Genomic DNA, 17326 nt, shown 5'->3' with positions numbered 1-17326 from the left:
GCCCTCCGCAACGACGGCACCCCCGGCCTCGACATCCGCGCCACCACCCAGCACGGCGACATCACCGCCCGCAGCCTCTGACACCACCGGCCTGGCCGACCGCCGGGCCGCGACGAGAGCCGAACCACGACACGACCCGAACCACGACACGAGCCGAGCCAGGGCCGCCCGGCCCCGACGCCAGCAGGGGGAACACATGACGAACGACAGCACGACCTCGGCCGCTTCGACCTCGACCGGTGCGACCTCGGCCGGTGCGACCTCGGCCGGTGCGACCTGGACCGGCATGGTGCCGGTCGACGACACCGCCCTGGCCGTCACCGACACCGGCGGCCCCGGCATCCCGGTGCTCTACCTCAACGGCCACTTCGCCACCCAGGGCTACTGGCGGCGGGTCATCGCCCGGCTGGGGACGGGGTGGCGGCACATCACCTACGACGAGCGGGCCCGCGGCAGGAAGTCGGGGCGCTCGGCCGACTACTCCTTCGAGGCCGCCGTCCGGGACGTCGACGCCGTGCTCGCGGCCAGGGGTGTGGACCGGGCGCTGGTGGTCGGCTGGTCCTACGGGGCGTACCTGGCGGCGCACTGGGCCCGGCGGAATCCGGAGCGCGCCCTGGGCGCGGTGATGGTCGACGGCGCGTACCCGTACGACTGGCTGGATGAGGCGATGGAGCAGCGGATCCGCCAGCAGTTCCGCCAGTGGGGCCGGTTCCTGCCGCTGGCGCGCCCGACGGGCCTGGTCCCGCGGATGACTGCCGAGCAGATGGCGGACAGTAACATCGAGGTCGGCAGGATCTCCCGCGAGCGTGAGCTGGGGCCCGTGCTGGACGGCATCACCGTCCCGGTGCGGTACGTGGTCGCCTCGGGCACGTCCCTCGGGAGCCGAGGTGACGAGCAGGAGCGGATCCGCGCCAGCCTCGACGGGGTGACCGCCCGCAACCCGAACATCAGGATCAGCGCGAAGGTCGCGAGCAACCACGGTGCGCTTCTGAAGAAGGACTCCCCGGCCATCGCCGACGCCGTGCGCGAGGTCGCCGCGCTCGGCCGCGGGGGGCGCTGAGCGATCACCGGGAGGACCGGGCGGCCGCCGGACGTCAGAGCGACCGTGGTCGACGCAATGCGACCGTGGTCAAGGCAGAGCGATCGTGGCGAGGGCAAAGCGACCGCGCCCGTCGGCCAGACCACCTGTCCGACGGGCGCGGTCGCGTCTTGGGGGGGCGGGCGCTCAGCCCACCGGTACCGGCTCCGCCACCGGCACGGTGGCCACCGGCGCGGGCCGGAACCAGCGGCGGGCGCCGAACAGCAGCAGCCCGCCGAGCCCGATCCCGCCGGCCGCGCAGAGCGCCACCGACTTCAGTGAGGCCTCGGCGAGGTGGCCGGAGACGGCGTAGCCGAGCGAGTTGCCGGTCGCGAAGAGCGTCACCAGCCAGGCGAACGCCTCGGTCACGGTGCCGGCCGGCGCCAGCTCGGCGACCAGGACGAAGGCGGCCGCGAGCAGCGGTGCCAGCCCGATCCCGGAGAGGAAGGCCAGCCCGGCCATCGCCCACGGCCCGGGCACGACCACCAGAGGCAGGTACGAGACCGCCATGCCGACCGCCATCACCCAGGTCCGGGTGGCGGTGCTGCTGCGCCACCGCACCGCGCCGTAGGCGAGCGCGCCGAGCAGCCCGCCGAGCGCGGCCAGGGCCAGCAGCGTGCCGGCGCCGCCGGGCAGGGCGCCCTCGTGCGCCTCGGCGTAGGCGATGAACAGCACGTTCTGCGCGCCGACCGCCCAGCCGGCACCGGCCAGGCCGATCAGCAGCAGGACGAGCCCGGGGGAGCGGAGCGGCCCGAGCAGTCCGGCGGAGTGCGCGCGCGGCGGCGCCTGCCAGGCCCGGGCCGGCGCGGCGGTGGCCACGATCAGTGCCCCGGCGAGCCCCAGTCCGGCGGCCACCCAGAGCGCGGCGACCGGGCTGACCGCGCCCGCGATGCCGGCCACCGCGAGCGGTCCGGCGACGTAGAGGATCTGCTGCGAGGCGGAGTCGAACGCGTACGCGGTGTCGAGCTGCTCCTCTTCGACGACATCCGGCCAGAGTGAGCGAAGGCAGGGTTCGAGCGGCGGCATGGCCAGGCCTGCGACGGCGGCGCCGAGCGGTGCGGCCAGCGCGGAGCCCGGTGCGAGCGCGAGCAGCGCGTAGCCGCCGCCGGCGACCACCGCGGCGGCGAGCAGCACCCGCGGCTGTCCGGTGCGGTCCACGATCCGGCCCAGCACCGGCCCGCCGACGGCGGCCGAGATCGCGTAGGCGGCGGTGGCCAGCCCGATCCGGCTGTACGGCGCTCCGGCCTCGCGCAGGGCCAGCGCGATCACCAGGGCGGTCATGCCGGCGGGGAGGCGGCCGAGCAGGGTGCCGAGGAGGAGGCGACTGACGTGCGGGGCGCGGAGCAGGGCGACATAGCCCATGGGCGCGGTTCTCCGGTTCCGGGCAGGGGTGGGCAGGGGGACTCCGTCCAAGTTATACGTATAACCGGCAGGCGGTCAATCGGACGGGTCCGAAGATCTGATGGTGCGTCAGCTTCGTTCGTGTCCGGAATTGATCGGAGTGCGCGGGTTACCTCAAACAACAACTTTGAACATCTCAAACCTTTACTGCTAACGTGTCGGCCATGACCACCTCAGGAGCACCCCGGATGAACGGCCTGGGCACCACGCCCGGCGCCGCCCGCCGGTGCTGCCTGCCGGGTGCTGTGGACAGCCCGCGCCGTTGTCGCGCCATGAGCTGTATGCGGGCGGCACGCCCCTGACCGGGGCCGGCCCCTGACCGTCCGGCCCGCGCGCCGTGCCGCCTTCCCGCGTCCCACCCCACCATCAGCTTCGCCCTCCCCCGGAGTCGCACCGTCATGTCCACAGCGCCCGAGGCGACCTCGTCGCCCTCCGTGCTCACCCGCGTCCGGAAGACGCCCTTCTGGGTCCAGATCGTCGCCGGCCTCGCCCTCGGCGTCGGCCTCGGCTACCTGGCCCGCGCCGCCGACATCTCCTGGCTGGCCACCACCCTGGAGACGATCGGCAAGATCTTCGTCCAGCTGCTCAAGCTGGCCGTCCCGCCGCTGGTGTTCACCGCGATCGTGGTGTCCGTCGCCAACCTGCGGAACGTCACCAACGCGGCCCGGCTCGCCGTCCGGACCCTGCTCTGGTTCGCCGTCACGTCGCTCATCGCCGTCGCGATCGGCCTCGGCCTGGGCCTGCTGACCAACCCGGGCGAGGGCACGAACCTCAAGACCGAGGGCCTGGCGCCGCCGAAGTCCACCGGCAGCTGGGTCGACTTCCTCACCGGCATCTTCCCGACCAACATCGTCACCGCCTTCACCGAGGTCGAGGTGCTGCAGATCGTCTTCCTGGCTATCGTGACCGGCGCCGCGATCATCAAGCTCGGCAGCAAGGCCGAGCCGGTGCTCAGGCTCAGCGAGTCGGTGCTGGAGCTGGTGCAGACCGCCCTGTGGTGGGTCATCCGGCTCTCCCCGCTCGGCACGCTCGGCCTGATCGGCAAGTCCGTCGCCAAGTACGGCTGGGACCTGCTGGAGCCCTTCGCCACCCTGACCGTCGACATCTACGTCGGCTGCGCGCTGGTGCTGTTCGGCGTCTACTCCCTGCTGCTGAAGTTCGCCGGCGGCCTCAACCCGCTGAACTTCTTCAAGGGCGCCTGGCCCGCCATCCAGCTGGCCTTCGTCTCGCGCTCGTCCGTCGGCACCCTGCCGGTGACCCGCCGGGTGACCGAACGGCTCGGCGTGCCGGGTGAGTACGCGAGCTTCGCGGTCCCGTTCGGGGCGACCACCAAGATGGACGGCTGCGCCGCGATCTACCCGTCGCTGGCCGCGATCTTCGTCGCCCAGGTGTACGGCATCGACCTCGGCGTCAAGGACTACCTGCTGATCGCCTTCGTCTCGGTCATCGGCTCGGCCGCGACCGCCGGTCTGACCGGCGCCATCGTGATGCTGACGCTGACCCTGTCGACCCTGGGCCTGCCGCTGGAGGGCGTCGGCCTGCTGCTGGCGATCGACCCGATCCTGGACATGATGCGGACGGCCACGAACGTCGCCGGCCAGGCGCTGGTGCCGGTCCTGGTCGCCGCCCGCGAGAAGACGCTCGACCTGGTCGCCTACAACAACCCGACCGGCGACCTGCTCGACAGCCCGGTCGCGATCCCGGCCCAGGCGTCGGCGAAGGCCGCGGCCACCGCCTGACCCCGGTTCTGCAGGAGCCCCGCCCCCGTGCCGCCCGGCACGGGGGCGGGCTTCGTCGGGGGGCTTCGTTGCGGAGGCGGGACGGGCTTCGTCGGGGGTGGGGCGGGTTCGATGTGGTCGCTGACCTGCTGGTTAGGCTCGGCGTCATGTCTGCCGACCACTCCCACGCCTGTGCCTGCTGCGCCGAAGTCCACGAGGGCCCGCCGCTGTCCTACGGAGCCCCGGCCCCGGTGGGTTGGAAGCCCCGGTACGCGCGGCGCCGGGACAGTGAGCTGACGCCCGACCTGTGCATGATCAAGGGTCGGCACTTCTACGTCCACGGCCTGATCGAGATCCCGGTGCGCGACAGCGGTGAGACCTTCGCCTGGGGGGTCTGGGTCTCCCTGAGCGAGACGAACTTCGCCCGGATGCACGACCTCTGGGAGGACCCGGCACGCGAGCAGGAGCCCCCGTACTTCGGCTGGCTCTCGACGGAGCTGCCGCTGTATCCGGACTCCACCCTCCTGCTCAAGACCCATGTCCTGACGCAGGCCGTCGGGCGGCGTCCGCTGATCGAACTGGAGCCGACCGACCACCCGCTCGCGGTCGAGCAGCGCGAGGGGATCACGATGGACCGGGTGCGGGAGTTCGCGGACGCGCTGCTGCGCGGCTGAAGGCGGCGGGCCTCGCCGGAGCCGGCTACGAGTCCGGCTTCGGTGGGGCCCGTTTGCTGTGCTGCGCTGTGTCGTGCCGTGGTGTGGCGGCCGGGTCCGGGTGGGGGGTGTTGTGTCGGGGGTGGCGGAGTAACATCTGTCTCGATTTTGAACGCGTTCAATATCTGGGTTGGGTGGGTCGGTTGGCGGGCGTACGGGTGTGGTGGCGGCCGGTGGGGGCGGTGCTGGTCGCGGCGCAGCCGGTCGTACTGGTGGCGTGGTGCCTCCCGGCGCGACCGGTCGAGATCTGGAGCCTCGCCCCGCTGGAGGCGTCGGGCGCGGTGACCGGACTGTTCCTCGCGAGCCGGCTGGTGGTCCGCCGGTCGAAGGCGCGGTTCCGAGCGGAGATGCGGTGGTTCGGACAGGCCGCGGTGCAGTACCTCGTCTGCTGCCTGACGCCGCTCCTGCTGCTGGGCCTGATCCTGTGGCTGGTGCTGCCGGGCGGGCGGGAGGCCCAGGGGCTCGAAACCATTCTCGTGGTGCTCGGCATGGTGGTGCTCTGGGTACACCTTCCCACCCTCGTGCTGCTGCTCGTCCAGGCCCCTCGCGCGGAGCGCGGTGCCCGGGTGGGGGTGCTCGTGGGTCTGCTGCCGATCGCCGCGCCGACGCTGATGATGTTGGCCACCGGGCTCTGGCCGTTGCTGCTGTTGATCGTGGGGCAGTTGGTCTTCGCGTTCCTGGTGCTGCCGGGGTACGTGCCGCTGCCCGGCCTCCCGGCGCTCGGGGTGGTGGAGGGAGGAGCGGGAAGTCGGCCGGACCGACTTCCTGTGCGGGGTGCTGGGGCGTGAGGATGGCGGGCCCTCGCCGTGGTGGCGAGGGCCCGTGTGCCGTGTGCGGGGGTCAGTTGGGCATGCGGTGTCGGCCGCAGATGGTGGGCGGCCGCCCGATCTCGGGGCCGAAGCGGCCCGCCTGGCGGGCGATCCAGGCGTACTCGTGGGTGCCGTCGGGGAGCCGGCGCAGCTCCCAGCGGCCGTGCCGGGTGATGGGCGGGGGCTCGGTGGCGTCCGCGGTGACCTTGAGCGCGGTGACGACGCCGAGGGCGACCGTGGCGATGGCGAGCGCGACGAGCACCCCGAAGGCCGTGAGGGCGAAGGCGTTCACGGGTGGATTCCGAGGATGCGGTGGCCGAGGTGGGCGGCGAGGCCGTGGAGCAGCTCGTGGGCCTGGTCGCGGGTGAGGGCGAAGGCGAGCTGTTCGCCGGGGCCGGCGTGCACGTCGAGGTCGACGGCCATGCGGAGTTGGACGGCGGCGTCGGGGACGCGCTCCACGGCGAGGTAGGCGGCGGTGGTGCGCTCGGAGTGCGGGCTCAGGAGTTCCACGACTGGTCCGCCCTCGTGGTGGTGCGGAGGAGGTCGAGCAGGTTGACGAGCGTGGCGACGGGGGCGGCGCCGAAGTCGACCAGGACGCGGCCGTCGACGGTGCTGTGGTGGGTGGTGGCGGAGCCCCATCGGATGCCGAACTCGTGACCGTACTCGTCGAGTTCGCGGAGGAGGGCGGTGACCTCGGGCTCGGTGTAGGTGCGCATCCGGGGGTCGTCGGGCGCGACGGGGGTGCGGTGGCGGCTGGGGCCGTGGCTGCGGTCGTCGTTCACGCGGCGGCGTCCAGCTCGAACCAGACGGACTTGCCGCCGTGCTTGCGCGGGTCGGCGCCGAACCGGTGGGTGAGCGAGCGGACCAGGTGGAGGCCCCGGCCGGAGAGCTCGTAGGGGTCGGCGGAGAGGCGGGGCTCGGGGAAGGCCGGGCTGTCGTCCGCGACCGAGACTCGCAGGGTCCGGTTCAGGAGCAGCACGACGACCAGCGGCGCGGGGCTGCCGCCGTGGCGCCAGGCGTTGACGAAGATCTCGTGCAGCGCGAGTTCGGCGTCGTGGATGAGGTCGTCCGGCCAGCCGGCGGCGGTGAGCGTGGCCCGCAGCTCCTCACGGGCGGCCGACCAGTCGGGCGGGTTGAAGGCACACATGGGGAACCTCCGGATGAGGTGGTGTGGTGGATTCGTTGATCGGCGGAATCGTCGCCGTGAGCCAGGCCAGGGCGGGGCTGGTTTGATGTCACGCGTGGCTGCTCTGCGGTGCGCGGGCAGCAGGCGCCTACTGCCGGGGGAACAGGCGTTACTGACGATCCGTCGGATCGCTGTGATGAAGACCATAGCGCATCCGCTCTTAAAGTTAATTCGGATCTGAGAAGGTTCCCCCTCGCGTGGGACACTGCTCCCCTGGCCTCCGGATGGCCCCTGCGCGAGCGGCGCGGCACACTGGCCTCTGTGCCTGCAGAGAGGACGCCATGGCTCTTCGAACCCCAACCCTTCATCAGCGTCGCCTCGGCGCCGAACTGCGGAGGATGCGAGAGCAAGCTGGCTTCGGCGGCAGTCAACTCGCCCGTCTGCTCGGGGTGACTCCTGCCTTGGTGACCCAGATGGAGAACGGGAAGTCTGCTGTCAGCGTCGAGCGGCTACGCACGATTGCCGCGACGTGCATGTGTGTCAACGAGCCCTTGATCAACGCCCTCTCTGACATCATCGCGGAACCAGAGAAGCCCGGTTGGTGGGAGGAGTACCGCGGAATCCTGGCAACGGACTTCCTTGAGGTTGCCGAGCTTGAAAGCCAAGCGCGAAGGCTCACCACCTACACGATGGCCTTCGTGCCTGGACTTCTGCAGACCGCCTCGTACGCCTCTGCGGTCTTCGCTCAGACCTTCCCGCCGCTGCCCCACTATGAGGTCGATCGCAGGACGGCGTTCCGGATGCAGAGGCAGCGTGTGGTTCGGTCCGGCGCAACGCCCTACTCTGCGTTCATTCACGAAGCCGCACTACGCATGCAGTTCAGTGGACCAGTTGTCCTTGTCGAACAGCTTGGCGCTCTCATCGCGGATTCGGAGCAGCCAACTATCTCGGTTCGAGTGGTGCCGTTCGACATCGACGCCATGCCGAGCTCCAGCGAGAACTTCACATACGCCGAGGGTCCGGTCCCTGAGCTCGACGGGGCCCAGTCGGACACGGGTCTTGGTGGCCGAATCTTCGACGCCCCTGCCCACATGGCAAGGTTCCGGTCCCTGCGGGCCCGGTGCGATTCGGCCGCCCTCTCGGAAGCGGAGTCCCGAGACTTCATCCGATCCATCAAGAAGGAAATGGAAAACAAGCATGGCTAGTCCTGCATGGCAGAAGTCCCGCTACTCCAGCGCGAATGACGAGTGCATCGAGGTGCGCACTGTGGGTGGGCTGATCGAGCTCCGTGAGTCCGATGATGGCGAGGTCATCGTCCGCACCACTCCGGCCAAGTTCGCCGCGTTCGTCCAGGGCGTTAAGGCCGGCGAGTTCGACCACCTCGTGTAGCAGCATTGCGGCCCCTCGCTCTCAACTGAGCGAGGGGCCGCGGGGAAAGGGGGGCGTCATGGAGTGCCCGGAATGCGGGGGCGAAACCGGCTACCTGCGTGGCGAACTGCGCCGCCGCCCGGGGATGAGCTGGCTGCAGTGCCGCGTGTGCGACTGGTTCGGCTACCGGCAGAGCAGCAAGCCCACCGAGCTGAAGACGCTCCACCGTTACGAGGAGCGCGAAATCATCTGCCCGTGGTGCGGCGAGGATGACTACGTCTACGAGGTGGCCACCCCGGTCACCGAGCACCACGGCAAGCCCGGCCGCTGGATCAACGACTTCTGTCTCGACTGCGGCCGCGTGGGCGTCTGGTTCCGCAAGGAGCCGGCCACCGGCGCCGGTTAGGGGCCGTCCTGGCGCTCCCGCCCTTTCGGGCATGGGATGGCTGAACCCCTGGAGCATGCACCCCAGGGGTTCGCCGTCCGCGTCGGTGGCTCAGTGCTGCTGGGCGGCCTTCAGCAGGTCGAGCTGCTTCTTCACCACAGCCTGGTCCGGCTGCGGCACAGACCCCTTCGCCACGTTGCTGATGTTGATCACAGCATCCCCGCTCCGGACGAAGACATAGGAGTACTCGCCCGCCGCCGACTCGGTGGCGAATGACACCTTGAAGGCCAGAGTCGCGTCGCCGAGCGTCGAGTAGCTCAGCTTCGACACGGACATCGTGGACTTCGAGTTACCGTTCCCGGGGACCGTGCTGGGGATGCTGGGGCACGACCCGAGCGCGGCCGCCGCGGACGACATGGCCTTCTCGCCCTGGCCGGCACCGAACTGGTTGAGCACGACCATGACCCCGCCGCTACCCGTCTTGAACATGCCCTCCACGGCCGCGGTCGGCTTCGTCGCGGCGTTCATCGTGTCGATCAGGTCGAGCACGGGCTGGCACTCGGGCTTGTCCGCGACGTCCTTGCTGTCACCGCCGGCCGGACGGGTTTCGGAGTTCGTGGTGCCAGGCACGTCCGCCTTGGTCAGCATGGCCTTGGTGAGCTCATCGTTCGACAGGGCCTTCACCGGACCCGGCTTGCCCGTCGGTGCGGTGGTGCCGGCCGGTGCGGCCGTGCCCGTAGGTGCGGCAGTCCCGCCCGGTGCAGCCGTGCCGGCCGGCGCCGCCGTTCCCGTCGGTGCGGCCGTGGCGGTCGCGGGGGCGCTCGGGTCGGAGTTGTCGGGGCCGCACTGGGCAGCCATGCTCCCGAGGAGAGCGACCGGCATAACGGCCGTCATGAGGAAGCGCTTGTGCGAAGCACGCATGGTGAAGGGTCCCCCTTGATTTGGATCACGGTACAACTGCCATGCCAGAGCTCGGTTGTGGTGCTCACCGAGGCCCCCGCTGCAGTGATCAGCAACGATCCCTGGTTGAGGGATTCGGCCCAACCCGTGGGGCGGATGCCGCCCGCGGGTGGATCACCGCGCTGAGGCGTGCCAAGTTATCGCAAATCTCCGGCGAACAAGTACAGAGATGATCATCAGACGGTTAGGAAGTCGTCTCATTCGGAGAGTCTTCGGGGGCGGATGCGACGTCACCACTGCTTCTGGAAGCCGCACATGCGCTCGCGACCTCGTCCTCCGGTCGGCCGCCCGAGGCTTTCCGGGACGGCCCAACCGGACGAACCCTCGGCGCCGCCCGGAACGCGGCCGGCGCCCGGGTGCTCAGCCGTTGCCGCTGCCGGGCTGCTTGCGCTCGCGCAGCGAGATCCGGTTGCCGTCCGGGTCCACGGCCTCGATGCGGACCCCGAACGGGTACTCCACCGGTTCGGGCTGGTCGAACGTCACGCCGCGCTCGCGGAACACCTCGAAGTCGGCCCTCAGATCGTCCGATTCGAGGATGACCGGACCGGGGGTGGTGTCCGGCTTCGCCTCGACCGGCTGCCCGGCCGAAGCGGTGTGCGACCACAGAATGATCTCGACCGCACCGCCCGGGACCCCCACCGTGAGGAAGCGCCCGTCGGGGCCGGGGTAGTCGATGCGCTTCTCCAGGCCGAGCTGCTCCGTGTAGAACGTCAGCGCGCGGTCCTGATCGGTGACATACAGCGTGGTGTACATGATGGTGCTCAGCATCGTCTTCTCCCGTCGTCGGTCGCGCGAGCGGGCGCTCTGCGTCCTGCCGCGTCACTTCGCCGACGGATCCCGTCCGGGGAATGTGACGGGCGAACGGAAGAAGCTGCGACGAGCCTCCCGACCAGCGCTCGGAGCAGGAAGTCGGCCGGTCCGACGTCCTGCTCCGGGTCAGCGGTTGGCGTGCTGCATCAGGCCCAGCAGCACCACGAAGGCCAGCATCCCGACCACCATCAGTCCGGCGGTCCACCGGCGGCGGGCCCACACCGCCACGCCGGCCAGGCCGAGGGTGGTCGCCATGAGGTATCCGAGGGAGTTGGCCTCCTGTTGCCGGATGCGCCGGATCTCCTCCTGCCCGGCGAGGCCGTCGTAGGACCGCGCCCACTTCTCCATCGCGGCCCCGAACTCCCCGCACACGAAGAACCCGGCCAGCACGATCAGCACGAACACGCCGAGCGCCACATCGGCGCCGGTGGACGTCGGTCCGGGCCGCCAGCGGCGCCCGCGAGGGGAAGGGGTCTCGGTCACCCGCCGATTCTGGCCACCCGCCTCCACCACGGTCCTGAGTACGGATACTCACTTCTCCCGTACCCGGCGGCAGTTCGCGGCACCGTGAGGGCGCGAACGAGCCTCCCGGCCAGCGCGCGGAGCAGGAAGTCGGCCGTGGGACGGGGTGCGGTTGTAGCCGTCCTCCCAGTCGCTACGGCCCTTCGGGAGTCCGGTGTAGGCCTTCTGGTCCGCTCCGCCGACCCGGAAGTGCGCCTCGCTGCTTCCCATGAGGAGTACGGGCCTGGGGAGCGCGAGCCCAGAGCAGGGCAAAAGGCAGGGGGCCCGTCGATGGACGGGCCCCCTTGGGTACTGCTTCTGTGCTCATGATGACGGCCGAGAGGCCGTCGGCGGACCCGAAGGGGTCCCGAGCGATCAGGCCATCAGAGGATGATCAGATAGCGGTGACGTTCTCCGCCTGCGGGCCCTTCGGGCCCTGGGTGACGTCGAAGGTGACCGCCTGGTTCTCCTCCAGCGAGCGGAAACCGTTCGCGTTGATGGCGGAGTAGTGGACGAAGACGTCGGGGCCGCCGCCCTCCTGGGCGATGAAGCCGAAGCCCTTCTCAGCGTTGAACCACTTGACGGTTCCCTGAGCCATGCCGTTCTCCTTGCGAGGGACGTGTTGGGGACCACACCGTGTGGCGCCCGGTCCGCTGCGCTGATCGCCCTGCCTCCGGACGGGTCCGGAGTTTTTCGATATTGCTGAAAAACTACAAAAAGCCCGCGGTTACATGCTCCGCAGGCTTCAAGTACTGCAAGGGGAATCAAACTGCAACTGAGGGCAACGCTAGCATGCGGTCGCTGTGACGACCAGGGGTGACTTGCGGGCCGGACAGGGCGTGTCGTAAGGCCGGTGCGAGGCTTCCGGAACCGCGGGCATACGCTGCGTGGAGGCGCACGAACAGCAAGGGAGCGGCGCAGTGGCGGTACCGGATGCGGAAACGCAGGAGCCCCAGGAGAACACCCCGGTCAGGCCGCGGGTCGGGCATATTCAGTTCCTCAACTGTGTCCCCCTCTACTGGGGCCTGGCCAGGACCGGCAATCTGCTCGATCTTGATCTCACCAAGGACACCCCGGAGAAGCTGAGCGACCAGCTGGTCAGCGGTTCTCTCGACATCGGTCCGATCACCTGCGTGGAGTACCTGCGGCACGCGGACGAACTGCTCGTCCTGCCCGACATCGCGGTCGGCAGCGACGGACCGGTGATGTCCTGCGTGATCGTCAGCAAGCTGCCGCTGGCCGAGCTGGACGGTCGCAGGGTCGCCCTGGGCTCCACCAGTCGGACGTCGGTGCGGCTGGCCCGGCTGCTGCTGGAGGAGCGCGAGGGCGTCCGGCCCGAGTACTTCAGCTGCCCGCCCGACCTGGACGCCATGCTCGCCGAGGCCGACGCCGCCGTGCTCATCGGCGACCCGGCCCTGCGCGCCTACCTGGGGCAGGCCGCGGCGAAGGGCCTGGTGGTGCACGACCTCGGCGCGATGTGGAAGGAGTGGACCGGACTGCCCTTCGTCTTCGCCGTCTGGGCCGCCCGCCGCGACTTCGCCGAGCGCCGCCCCGAGCTGACGGCGGCGGTGCACCGGGCCTTCCTGGAGTCCCGCGACCTCTCGCTGGTGGAGGCCCGCGAGGTGGCCGAGCACGCGGCCCGCTGGGAGGCCTTCGACGCCGGCGTGCTGGAGCGGTACTTCAGCCAGGCGCTGGACTTCTCGCTCGGCGAGCGGCAGCTGGCCGGCGTCGCCGAGTTCGCCCGCCGGGTCGCCCACGACAGCGGCTTCGAGCCGGACGTCGAGCTCCGCTTGCTGGAGCCCGTGGCCGCGTCGGTCGTGGCCTGACGCCCGGGCCGTGGCCTGACGGTCAGGCTGTGGACTGACGGTCAGGCTGTGGACTGACGGTCGGGCCATGGACTGACGCTCCGGGGTGGCCTGTCCCCGGCAGGGGCGGGCCGGCCTCGGCGGGCTCGGGGCCGGCGGTGGGCGGGCCTGCCGGTCATGGTCCGGCTCTCTCCGGGAATTGTCACAGGTTGTGGCAGTTCCCGACCCCGCCGCCCGGTAGCGTCTGCACCCGACACCGGTGGTGGCACTGCCGGTGCGAGCGGGTGAGGGGAGCGTGCGGGGGATGCAGGCACTGGGGTCGGACGACCCGCGTCAGGTGGGCCAGTACCGTCTGCTGCGCCGGCTCGGCGCGGGCGGGATGGGCCGGGTCTACCTCGGCCGGACGGCCGGCGGCCGCACCGTGGCGGTCAAGCTGGTGCGCGGCGAACTGGCCGAGGACGCCGAGTTCCGGGCCCGGTTCCGCCAGGAGGTCGCGGCGGCGCGGCGGGTCGGCGGCACCTGGACGGCACCCGTGCTGGACGCGGACACCGACGGCGGGCACCCCTGGGTCGCCACCGGTTACGTCGCCGGTCCCGCGCTCGGCGCCGCCGTCAAGGAGTTCGGGCCGCTGCCCGAGCAGGCGGTGTGCAGCCTGGGGATCGGGCTCGCCGAGGCGCTCACCCATGTGCACGGCCTCGGGCTGGTGCACCGGGACGTCAAGCCCTCCAACGTGCTACTGACCCTGGACGGGCCGCGGCTGATCGACTTCGGCATCGCCCGGGCGCTGGACTCCACCAGCGGGTTCACCCAGTCCGGGTACGTGGTCGGCTCCCCCGGCTTCATGTCACCAGAACAGGCGAACGGGCTGCCCGCCGGACCGCCCAGCGACGTCTTCTCGCTCGGCGCGGTGCTCGCGTACGCGGCGACGGGCATTCAGCCGTTCGGGGAGGGCGTGAGCGTCGCCGTCCTGCTCTACCGGGTGCTGCACGAGGAGCCCGACCTCTCCGGGCTGACCGGTCCCCTCCGTGCGATCGTGCGCGACTGCCTCGCCAAGGACCCGGCCGCCCGTCCGACGCCCGGGCAGCTGCGGGAGCGGCTGGACGGCGACGGCGCTGCGGCCGTCCGGCTGGGGCGCGGTGGCTGGCTGCCGTCCGCGCTGGCGGCGGAGGTGGGGCGGAGCGCCGTCCGGCTGCTGGACCTGGAGGGCGAGGAGGAAGGGGACCGGACCGGGGGAGGGGCGAGCGGGGCAGGGGGAGGGGCGAGCGGGGCAGGGCCGGCGGCCGTTGCTCCGGCCGTTGCTCCGGCGGGGGCGTCGCTGGGCGCGACGCCTCCGGTGTGGACTCCCACGGTGGGTGAGGGGATGCCGGTCGACCGGGCGTTCCCGGCGCAGTCGGTGGTGCCGGTGGTGCCGGTGGCCTCAGGGGCGCCGGTGGCCGCAGGGGCTTCGATGGCCTCGGTGGGGCAGCCGGTGCCGTCGATGGCGACCGTGCCGTCCGCGGGGCGGACGGGGCCGGACCGGCGGCAGATGCGTCGGGTGGTGGCGGTCGTGGGGGTGACGGTGGCCGTGCTGGGCTTCGCCGCCGTGAAGTTCGGTCTCTTCGGGTGGACGGACTCGTCGGGCCAGGTGATCGCGGACACCTCGGCGTCCACCGCCGCGACCGGCGTCACCCAGCCGCCGCCCGCGGCCTCGGCATCCGCGACCTCGGCCTCGGACGCCTCCGCGCCTGCCACCACCGCAACGCCCACCACCGCGGCGCCCACCAATGCCGCGTCGGGCGGCCCGAGCCTCGTGCCGGCGCGCTTCCTCGGCACCTGGAGCGGGGGCATGACGACCGAGAAGGGGTTGCCCGCCGGCACCGTCACGCTCACCGTCGGCCCGGCCGCGATCGGGCAGGAGAACACCACCAGCCGCACCGCTGTCACCGGTCTGATCTCGGTCGCTTGCGACGGGGCGTGGACGCTCAACTCGGCGTCGGAGGAGAAGCTGGTCTTCACCTCCCGGCTGGTCCGCTCCTCCTTCCCCGGCGCGTGCACCGGCGGCTCCAACGCGGAGACGCTCACCCTGCAGAAGGACGGCACGATCCGCTTCACCTCGGCCGACCCGCTGGCCGGGAACCCGTCCGGGACGTTGCGGAAGCCGGGCTGAGGGCGCGTTGACGGCGCCTTGAGGGAGCTTCGCGCGAGCGCCGACGATGCTCCGAGGAAGCTCCGAGGCAGCCATGAGGCAGTCGTGAGCCAGAGTGAGGCAGCAGTCTGAGGGAAGCGCGCTGGCGCCGGGTCGGGAGCACGCGAGCCTGATCGCGTTGGCCCTGCGATGATCTGACGATCATTTCGTGACCATGATCTCGGTCCGTGGAAGGCCATGGACCGATAGCGTCTGGACCGGGACGCGTGAGGCGGGGCCGGCCGCGTCGGGCGTCGAGGGGAGCGTGGGGGCATGGAGCCGCTGGCAGCGGACGATCCGCGTCAGGTGGGCGAGTACCGGTTGCTGCGGCAGCTCGGTGCCGGCGGGATGGGCCGGGTCTACCTCGGGCGGACCGCGGGCGGGCGGACCGTCGCCGTCAAGGTGGTCCGCCATGACCTGGCCGGGGACGCCGAGTTCCGGGCCCGGTTCCGCCACGAGGTCGCGGCGGCGCGGCGGGTCGGCGGCACCTGGACGGCACCGGTCCTCGACGCGGACACCGAGGGCGGCCACCCCTGGGTCGCCACCGGCTTCGTCGCCGGACCCGCGCTCGGCGACGCCGTGCGCGAGTTCGGACCGCTTCCCGAGCCGACCGTACGGACCCTCGGCGTCGGGCTCGCCGAGGCGCTCACCCATGTGCACGGCCTCGGGCTGGTGCACCGGGACGTCAAGCCCTCCAACGTGCTGCTGACCCTGGACGGGCCGCGGCTGATCGACTTCGGCATCGCCCGGGCGCTGGACTCCGCCACCGTGCTCACCCAGTCCGGCCAGGTGTTCGGCTCGCCCGGCTTCATGTCACCCGAACAGGCGAGCGGGCTGCCCGCCGGGCCGCCCAGCGACGTCTTCTCGCTCGGCACGGTGCTCGCCTTCGCGGCGACGGGCATTCAGCCGTTCGGCTCCGGGGTGAGCGCTCCTGTCCTGCTCTACCGGGTGCTGCACGAGGAGCCGGACCTCTCCGGGCTGGCCGGTCCGCTGCGCGTGATCGTGCGCGACTGCCTGGCCAAGGACCCGGCCGCCCGTCCCACGCCCGGGCAGCTGCGGGAGCGCCTGGACGGCGACGGCGAGGCCGCCGCCCGGCTGGCACACGGCAACTGGCTGCCGGCGTCGCTGGCGGCGGCGGTCGGGCGCAGCGCCGTGCAACTGCTGGACCTGGAGGGGGAACGGGAGGCAGGGGCGGGGGAGGCCGCGAGGGGTGGCGCTGCTGCACCGACGGCCGGGCCGGTGGCAACGGCGGCTCCGGCGACCGTGCCGGCGCCGCCGACCGTGGCGCCTGCCGTGCCTGCGGCCGCTGCTTCTGCTGTTGCCCCTGTTGCCCCTGTTGCCCCTGCTGCCCCTGCTGCCCCTGTTTCTCCTGCTTCCCCTGCTTCCCCTGCTCCCGATGGTCCTCCTGTTCCTCCCGCAGCTCCGGCGGCTGCGCCCCGGTCCGGGCCCGCGCCCGCGACTCCGCCCCCGGCCGCCCCCACCACGCCGCCCCGGGCCACCCCGGTGACGACCGGCCCCATGGCGACCGCCCCCGTGGCGTCGGCCCCGACGACGGCTCCCGCAGCCCATGCGTCCACGGGAGGCTGGACGGTTGTCGAGGCGGCGAGGGCGGCGCGAGCGGCCGAGGCGGCGAAGGCCGCACCGGGCGACGGCGCGGCCGGGTCTCCCGGTGCTCCCGGTGCGCCCGGGTTCGGGCCGCCGGTTCCCCCCGGCTTCGGCCCGCCGGGCTCGGGGCCCGTCGGACCGTACGGCCCGACCCAGGCTCAGACCCTGGCCCCGGTGCCGGGCCACGTGCCGCACCCGCAGCGGCCGCGCGGCCGACGGGGGTACGGCGCCCTGGCGGGCGTGCTTGTCGTCGTGCTGCTGCTGGGCGGCGGGTACCTGCTGACCGAGCGGCTGCGGGACGACGACCGGCAGGCCGGCGCGTCCGCCACCACGTCGAAACCTGCGAAGACCGTCCCGACCGGGGGCCGCACGGGGCCCGGCGCCCCGGATTCGAAGAGCCCCGAGCCGACCGACGACGCGTCCGATCCGGCCGACGACAGCCCCGCGCCGCATCCGTCCCCCACGGACCCGGGGCCGGGCATCATTCCCGCGAAGTTCCTCGGGACGTGGACCGGTGAGCGCCAGGCCGCCAACGGGGACGTCACCACCGTCACCCTCACGATCGCCCAGTCGGCGCCGAGCCAGCAGAAGAGCAGGATCCGCACCGAGACGCCGAAGGCCGGCACCTGGTGCGAGGGCGCCTGGACGCTCACCGACGCCGACGAGAGCCTGGTCACCTACGCGTCGAAGGTGACGGGCTCCTCGCCCGGTGAGAGGTGCGGCACCCCCGACGGGGTGTCCTACCCCCAGGTCATGATGCTGCCCGACGGCAGCCTCCGCTACAGCATGGACCTGACCCAGCCGGAACGGTTCGTGGTGCTGCGGAAGAAGGACTGAGGCGGTCGCGCGCGGACGACGCGGTGCAGGCAGCGGGCTGACGCGG

The 17326-nt window shown here is 71.9% G+C and carries 19 protein-coding genes; 10 read left to right on the top strand and 9 right to left on the bottom strand.

All coding sequences use genetic code 11. The features are described from left to right. Positions 1-196: 196 nt before the first annotated feature. The gene (locus ABZ885_RS09530; RefSeq protein WP_360185548.1) at positions 197-1060 is read left to right on the top strand and encodes an alpha/beta hydrolase; all 864 of its coding nucleotides are present in this window, start codon (positions 197-199) and stop codon (positions 1058-1060) included. Positions 1061-1225: 165 nt separating this feature from the next. On the opposite strand, the gene ABZ885_RS09525 is transcribed toward ABZ885_RS09530, so the two are convergent. Then, complete coding sequence (locus ABZ885_RS09525) at positions 1226-2440, bottom strand: MFS transporter (RefSeq protein WP_360185545.1); 1215 nt, start codon at positions 2438-2440, stop codon at positions 1226-1228. Positions 2441-2877: 437 nt separating this feature from the next. Between ABZ885_RS09525 and ABZ885_RS09520 the strand changes: the two genes are divergently transcribed. The 3 genes from ABZ885_RS09520 (at position 2878) to ABZ885_RS09510 (ending at position 5698) form a co-directional block, all read left to right on the top strand. Then, positions 2878-4218, top strand: coding sequence for a dicarboxylate/amino acid:cation symporter (locus ABZ885_RS09520; RefSeq protein ID WP_360185542.1), 1341 nt, complete (start codon positions 2878-2880; stop codon positions 4216-4218). A 146-nt stretch (positions 4219-4364) separates the two neighbouring features. Then, the gene (locus tag ABZ885_RS09515) at positions 4365-4871 is read left to right on the top strand and encodes a DUF2199 domain-containing protein (RefSeq protein ID WP_360185539.1); all 507 of its coding nucleotides are present in this window, start codon (positions 4365-4367) and stop codon (positions 4869-4871) included. 212 nt (positions 4872-5083) lie between these two features. Then, positions 5084-5698 carry a hypothetical protein gene (locus tag ABZ885_RS09510; protein ID WP_360185536.1) on the top strand — a complete coding sequence of 205 codons (615 nt, stop codon included), beginning with the start codon at positions 5084-5086 and terminating at the stop codon, positions 5696-5698. 52 nt (positions 5699-5750) lie between these two features. Here ABZ885_RS09510 and ABZ885_RS09505 read toward each other — a convergent pair whose 3' ends face one another. Genes ABZ885_RS09505 through ABZ885_RS09490 form a run of 4 tightly spaced genes read right to left on the bottom strand, consistent with a single transcriptional unit; the run spans position 5751 to position 6866 of the window. Beyond that, on the bottom strand, positions 5751-6011 hold the full coding sequence (locus ABZ885_RS09505; protein WP_360185533.1) for a hypothetical protein: 261 nt from the start codon (positions 6009-6011) through the stop codon (positions 5751-5753). Then, a complete protein-coding gene (locus ABZ885_RS09500; RefSeq protein WP_360185531.1) occupies positions 6008-6229 on the bottom strand; it encodes a hypothetical protein in 222 nt (73 codons plus the stop codon). Before ABZ885_RS09500 ends, ABZ885_RS09505 begins: the two co-directional genes overlap by 4 nt. Then, positions 6217-6501, bottom strand: a complete 285-nt coding sequence (locus tag ABZ885_RS09495; RefSeq protein ID WP_360185528.1) for a hypothetical protein — start codon at positions 6499-6501, stop codon at positions 6217-6219. Before ABZ885_RS09495 ends, ABZ885_RS09500 begins: the two co-directional genes overlap by 13 nt. Then, complete coding sequence (locus tag ABZ885_RS09490; RefSeq protein WP_360185525.1) at positions 6498-6866, bottom strand: ATP-binding protein; 369 nt, start codon at positions 6864-6866, stop codon at positions 6498-6500. The genes ABZ885_RS09495 and ABZ885_RS09490 overlap by 4 nt, the downstream gene beginning before the upstream one ends. A gap of 263 nt (positions 6867-7129) precedes the next feature. On the opposite strand from ABZ885_RS09490, the gene ABZ885_RS09485 reads away from it, so the two are divergent. From ABZ885_RS09485 to ABZ885_RS09475, 3 genes are read left to right on the top strand one after another with little or no spacing between them, the layout of a single operon-like run. Continuing rightward, positions 7130-8050, top strand: a complete 921-nt coding sequence (locus ABZ885_RS09485; protein WP_360185553.1) for a helix-turn-helix transcriptional regulator — start codon at positions 7130-7132, stop codon at positions 8048-8050. Further along, positions 8043-8234, top strand: a complete 192-nt coding sequence (locus ABZ885_RS09480) for a DUF397 domain-containing protein (protein WP_360185522.1) — start codon at positions 8043-8045, stop codon at positions 8232-8234. Before ABZ885_RS09485 ends, ABZ885_RS09480 begins: the two co-directional genes overlap by 8 nt. 58 nt (positions 8235-8292) lie before the next feature. After that, positions 8293-8619, top strand: coding sequence for a hypothetical protein (locus tag ABZ885_RS09475; RefSeq protein ID WP_360185520.1), 327 nt, complete (start codon positions 8293-8295; stop codon positions 8617-8619). A gap of 90 nt (positions 8620-8709) precedes the next feature. Here the strand turns inward: ABZ885_RS09475 and ABZ885_RS09470 are convergent, their stop codons facing one another. From ABZ885_RS09470 to ABZ885_RS09455, 4 genes are all read right to left on the bottom strand, one after another. Then, positions 8710-9519 (bottom strand): hypothetical protein, encoded by an 810-nt coding sequence (locus ABZ885_RS09470; RefSeq protein ID WP_360185517.1) that lies wholly within the window; start codon positions 9517-9519, stop codon positions 8710-8712. Positions 9520-9918: 399 nt separating this feature from the next. Continuing rightward, on the bottom strand, positions 9919-10326 hold the full coding sequence (locus ABZ885_RS09465) for a VOC family protein (protein ID WP_360185514.1): 408 nt from the start codon (positions 10324-10326) through the stop codon (positions 9919-9921). A 168-nt stretch (positions 10327-10494) separates the two neighbouring features. After that, the gene (locus ABZ885_RS09460; protein ID WP_360185511.1) at positions 10495-10851 is read right to left on the bottom strand and encodes a DUF6234 family protein; all 357 of its coding nucleotides are present in this window, start codon (positions 10849-10851) and stop codon (positions 10495-10497) included. A 412-nt stretch (positions 10852-11263) separates the two neighbouring features. Next, complete coding sequence (locus ABZ885_RS09455; RefSeq protein WP_238951231.1) at positions 11264-11467, bottom strand: cold-shock protein; 204 nt, start codon at positions 11465-11467, stop codon at positions 11264-11266. A 322-nt stretch (positions 11468-11789) separates the two neighbouring features. Between ABZ885_RS09455 and ABZ885_RS09450 the strand changes: the two genes are divergently transcribed. The 3 genes from ABZ885_RS09450 (at position 11790) to ABZ885_RS09440 (ending at position 17280) form a co-directional block, all read left to right on the top strand. Continuing rightward, positions 11790-12695, top strand: coding sequence for a menaquinone biosynthesis protein (locus tag ABZ885_RS09450; RefSeq protein ID WP_360185508.1), 906 nt, complete (start codon positions 11790-11792; stop codon positions 12693-12695). 283 nt (positions 12696-12978) lie between these two features. Next, the gene (locus tag ABZ885_RS09445; RefSeq protein WP_360185505.1) at positions 12979-14820 is read left to right on the top strand and encodes a serine/threonine-protein kinase; all 1842 of its coding nucleotides are present in this window, start codon (positions 12979-12981) and stop codon (positions 14818-14820) included. Between the two features lie 291 nt (positions 14821-15111). Further along, positions 15112-17280: a serine/threonine-protein kinase gene (locus tag ABZ885_RS09440; RefSeq protein ID WP_360185503.1), complete on the top strand. Its 2169-nt coding sequence runs from the start codon at positions 15112-15114 to the stop codon at positions 17278-17280. Positions 17281-17326 lie beyond the last annotated feature (46 nt).

The organism is Kitasatospora sp. NPDC047058, from assembly GCF_040643935.1.
Lineage (GTDB): Bacteria > Actinomycetota > Actinomycetes > Streptomycetales > Streptomycetaceae > Kitasatospora.
This window is presented reverse-complemented; position numbering and strand designations above follow the sequence as displayed.

Bases quoted from the DNA above. Each gene is read 5' to 3' on its own strand.
- ABZ885_RS09530 (WP_360185548.1), top strand. From the start codon at position 197: ATGACGAACGACAGCACGACCTCGGCCGCTTCGACCTCGACCGGTGCG.
- ABZ885_RS09525 (WP_360185545.1), bottom strand. From the start codon at position 2,440: ATGGGCTATGTCGCCCTGCTCCGCGCCCCGCACGTCAGTCGCCTCCTC.
- ABZ885_RS09520 (WP_360185542.1), top strand. From the start codon at position 2,878: ATGTCCACAGCGCCCGAGGCGACCTCGTCGCCCTCCGTGCTCACCCGC.
- ABZ885_RS09515 (WP_360185539.1), top strand. From the start codon at position 4,365: ATGTCTGCCGACCACTCCCACGCCTGTGCCTGCTGCGCCGAAGTCCAC.
- ABZ885_RS09490 (WP_360185525.1), bottom strand. From the start codon at position 6,866: ATGTGTGCCTTCAACCCGCCCGACTGGTCGGCCGCCCGTGAGGAGCTG.
- ABZ885_RS09485 (WP_360185553.1), top strand. From the start codon at position 7,130: ATGGCCCCTGCGCGAGCGGCGCGGCACACTGGCCTCTGTGCCTGCAGA.
- ABZ885_RS09480 (WP_360185522.1), top strand. From the start codon at position 8,043: ATGGCTAGTCCTGCATGGCAGAAGTCCCGCTACTCCAGCGCGAATGAC.
- ABZ885_RS09475 (WP_360185520.1), top strand. From the start codon at position 8,293: ATGGAGTGCCCGGAATGCGGGGGCGAAACCGGCTACCTGCGTGGCGAA.
- ABZ885_RS09470 (WP_360185517.1), bottom strand. From the start codon at position 9,519: ATGCGTGCTTCGCACAAGCGCTTCCTCATGACGGCCGTTATGCCGGTC.
- ABZ885_RS09465 (WP_360185514.1), bottom strand. From the start codon at position 10,326: ATGCTGAGCACCATCATGTACACCACGCTGTATGTCACCGATCAGGAC.
- ABZ885_RS09455 (WP_238951231.1), bottom strand. From the start codon at position 11,467: ATGGCTCAGGGAACCGTCAAGTGGTTCAACGCTGAGAAGGGCTTCGGC.
- ABZ885_RS09445 (WP_360185505.1), top strand. From the start codon at position 12,979: ATGCAGGCACTGGGGTCGGACGACCCGCGTCAGGTGGGCCAGTACCGT.
- ABZ885_RS09440 (WP_360185503.1), top strand. From the start codon at position 15,112: ATGGAGCCGCTGGCAGCGGACGATCCGCGTCAGGTGGGCGAGTACCGG.